This window comes from Candidatus Schekmanbacteria bacterium (assembly GCA_003695725.1).
Taxonomy (GTDB): Bacteria; Schekmanbacteria; GWA2-38-11; order GWA2-38-11; family J061; genus J061.
The window spans coordinates 1-3,386 of record RFHX01000172.1 but is presented as its reverse complement, the minus strand read 5'-3'; the positions used below and the strand labels follow the sequence as shown (position 1 = coordinate 3,386).

Below are 3,386 nucleotides of genomic sequence, written 5' to 3'. Positions count from 1 at the left end.
CTACTGTTCCATGTGCTAAATCAATTTAAACGATCGCTGAGTAATATATTTTATTCACTGTTATGTGTGTCTGACGACTGAAAGGAGGAGATCCTGCAAGGCGTGGTTCGACCGAAGAGAGAAAGCCAGAAGTCGTCGGTGGCGGGACGCCGCATTAAAATAAAAGCGCGCACTATTTCTTTTTTCCAATTATCATAAAATGCAAACTAAACTCTGCAATTGTTGGATTTGTGCAAAGTTCATAGTGCATTTCTAACCAATTCTTCCACGCTTCTGGTTCTTTTTTCGCCATTCTATTTATTTGTTCTTGAGAAGGTGTTGCTAACCCTTCTAACCCCACATTTTCTAAAAAAATAACCTTGTTATTGAACAAAGACCTTAATTCTTCTAATTCAAAAAAATGGGCGTATGCTTTCTCATTATGCCATTGATAGTTATCTCCGTTTAAATAAAACTTCTTAAAATTTTTTGCATCTTTAAGTTTATCAACCCACCTATGAAATCGCGATAGTTTTCCCAGCTTTCCCATGACCGAAACAAAAATAGGAGCGTTTTTTTTCGCAACTCTCACTAATTCCGAAATAGCTCTTTTTCTCTCTTTTTCAGGATGAACATGTGAGAGTGCGCCACCAAGACACAAAACAGCATCAAAAGAATTGCTCTTAAAATTTGATAAATTAATTATGTTCCCCTCAACTATATCTTTTATTTTATCCTGAACTTTGGCCTGTTTAATTTTCTTTTTCGCAAACCCCAGGTGTTCAGGCACTAAATCTAAAAGCACCATATTATAGCCCATTTTTGCTAATTCAATAGAATATCTTCTGGACCTACCCCTGCATCTAAAATCACTCCTTTTTTAGGAAGATGTTTTTTAAGAAATTTCATTGTTGTATTAAATTCCAACCTATGAAAAGGATCTTTGTTTAATCTTCTCCATTCTCTCAAAACATTGGAGCTATAGGTTTTATACGTTAATTTTGTTTCTTTATTTTTCATATTTATAAATAAACTTTGCACATTTATTAAATTATCTATCAGCGCGCTTCATTTTAGGAGTGGTTGGTCAGGAGAAGCGTAGAAGTTGATTTTTTTCCGCTGATTAATAAAATTCACGATATCGAGCATTACCAGGATGTCCATAAATATCCAGAAGAAGTGATTTATGTGAGCCGAAATGAGCACGGATAACTTCATAATTTTTTTCTTTTAAAGAATCTTCAAGTATTTGCATAGCTTTAATCCCGTCTTTTGCTTTAGCAAGATTATTAGATAAATGTGCGAAGGGAAGAATTACAATATTTCTATGACCAACTTCTTGACTCATTTTGGCGATTTCATCAACCAACTGGGAACAAAATTGTTCAATTTTATCTTCTTTTTCAACAGTGATAAGAGCAACAACACAATCCTTACAATTTTGTTCTTTCTCTTTCACTTCTTCTGGAGTAATATCTTCTGGACGATTTGCCAACCTATCAATTTTCACACCATAATTTTTACAATGGAACAGCAATGCTCTCATAATAAAATGAATTATTTAGTGAATTTATTAAATTTTTGGTTAAAGGCGGAAAAATCAATTATTTTTAATATATGGTATTAGAGAAGTTCCGAGTGTAAGCGAGGAATTTGGGCAAAATTCTGGAGAAATTTCCTCTTAATCACTGTTATGTGTGAAGACTGGAAGTCGACCGACCGAGGTGACAGTAACGCTGGCAGGTAGACTCTTTATTTTAAAGGTAATTTTTCAGATTGCCAATATTCTCTTAACGATTTTATTAAATCATCTTCGATTTCTATGATTGCAACCTCTTTTAGGTGAACTCGAGCATTTTTGATGTTGCTATTAAAAGAAGCATCCCATTCAGCTATAATGGTATCACCACAAATATACATGTTAAGTAATTTAAATTTTATTTTTGATTGTTCGTCACAAACTTTAGTTTTCCAATAATCAGCAATTTCTTTATGACCTCTAAATGGTTCTTTTAATACTCTTTCGTGATAAATTCCGTCTTTTTTGAAAATGCTTAGAATCTTATCAACATCTTGATTTACCCATGCGTCTTCATAAATTCTCAAGATTTCTTTTGCTCTTTTCTCTGATACCATAATCAAAAGTTGCAAACCTTAATTATTTATAATTTTTTTGCCTGCCGAGTAATACCGCACATAACATATAGTGTTATCAGAAGTTTGAGCTTTGCTCAAATTTGGGTGAGCCAGCGAAGCGCCCGGCGAACCTGATAACGCTTGTTAGCAGACTAAGACGAAGTTGAGGCGAGATTTTGCGAAGCAAAATCGAAGAGTTCGGGGGCTCGCCTCAATTTATAAATTTTACATTCTTCAGTTTAATGGCAAACACGCCGTTTTTCTTTATATATTCCTTGTAATTATCAATCGATTCTATTGATTTTATACCCTCTTCAATATCATTTGTGCTTGATAAGGTCTGTTCTGTTCCCTCTTTTATTAATAATTCTCTTAATGTTTTGTAGAGTGTTATTCTTTCTATTGTGCATTCCAATTTTTCTTTGCTGTTTTCTTTTGTAAAAACTATTATATCACCTGGCTTCATAAGATTGGCCGAATTTCTAGTGTATTTATTTTTATTTGCTCTTATCTCAACTTTTTTTGTGCCGTTTTTTATGGCCTCAAATGGTCTTTCTCTTAGATTCAGAAAAAATTTTCTGCTCATTAGAATAGCCTCCTTAAACCAGAATCCTTCACGTACTCTACAAGAGATTCATATTTATCAATGTAAGCAAAACTTTGTGGTGGTGCAAAACCGAACTCATTTCTTAATCTCCGTAAGTGTATCGGTTCTCTTAATTCATATAAATGGAGTATCGGAAAAGCGTATTTTGATTTTTTCAAGCCCGTATTAAATTCTTTATTTCCAACGCCATCCTCGGGAATTCTTGTAGGATACTCTACTAGTTTACCTACTTCTGCAATATATTTCAAGGCAGATACAGGATGTGTCACATAAATCCAAAGCCTTTTAATTTCATGACGGGGTCTATATTTTCTAAATTCATGTGTTTTCTTCCTTTGCCTGATAAGTTCGGAAAATTGTGGTTTCAGACTTATGAAAATTTCATACATCATAACCAAACATCTCCATAAAGTAATAAACTGAATAATTTCTAAACAACCTGTATGGTTCTTCTAGCCATAAACTTGTTTCTTGAAGCAGTCTTTCTAGCCCTTTTACTCCTAATCTCTTTCTGAATTCACGAAAATTTACAAGATATGGTGGCAGATCTTTATAAGCACCCTCCCTAACATACAGAGATTTTGACAATTTCGCTCCAGACCAATCTACAACTAATGGTGAATATATTATTTTTGATATTTCATGGGCTGAATAACCTAAAATT

At 33.6% G+C, this 3,386-nt stretch carries 7 protein-coding genes; all 7 read right to left on the bottom strand.

Features of this window, described 5'->3' with window-relative positions; genetic code table 11:
• Nucleotides 1–172: 172 nt before the first annotated feature.
• The gene (locus D6734_06975; GenBank protein ID RMF94791.1) at nucleotides 173–799 is read right to left on the bottom strand and encodes a class I SAM-dependent methyltransferase; all 627 of its coding nucleotides are present in this window, start codon (nucleotides 797–799) and stop codon (nucleotides 173–175) included.
• A gap of 5 nt (nucleotides 800–804) precedes the next feature.
• Nucleotides 805–999, bottom strand: coding sequence for a hypothetical protein (locus D6734_06970; protein RMF94790.1), 195 nt, complete (start codon nucleotides 997–999; stop codon nucleotides 805–807).
• 103 nt (nucleotides 1,000–1,102) lie between these two features.
• Nucleotides 1,103–1,525 carry a hypothetical protein gene (locus D6734_06965; GenBank protein ID RMF94789.1) on the bottom strand — a complete coding sequence of 141 codons (423 nt, stop codon included), beginning with the start codon at nucleotides 1,523–1,525 and terminating at the stop codon, nucleotides 1,103–1,105.
• Between the two features lie 206 nt (nucleotides 1,526–1,731).
• The gene (locus D6734_06960) at nucleotides 1,732–2,115 is read right to left on the bottom strand and encodes a nuclear transport factor 2 family protein (GenBank protein RMF94788.1); all 384 of its coding nucleotides are present in this window, start codon (nucleotides 2,113–2,115) and stop codon (nucleotides 1,732–1,734) included.
• A 211-nt stretch (nucleotides 2,116–2,326) separates the two neighbouring features.
• Entirely contained in the window at nucleotides 2,327–2,701 is a 375-nt protein-coding gene (locus D6734_06955; protein ID RMF94787.1) for an ASCH domain-containing protein, read from the bottom strand.
• A complete protein-coding gene (locus D6734_06950) occupies nucleotides 2,701–3,114 on the bottom strand; it encodes a hypothetical protein (GenBank protein ID RMF94786.1) in 414 nt (137 codons plus the stop codon). Before D6734_06950 ends, D6734_06955 begins: the two co-directional genes overlap by 1 nt.
• The coding region (locus tag D6734_06945; GenBank protein ID RMF94785.1) for a hypothetical protein at nucleotides 3,104–3,386 on the bottom strand (283 nt) is incomplete at its 5' end. The genes D6734_06945 and D6734_06950, both read right to left, overlap by 11 nt.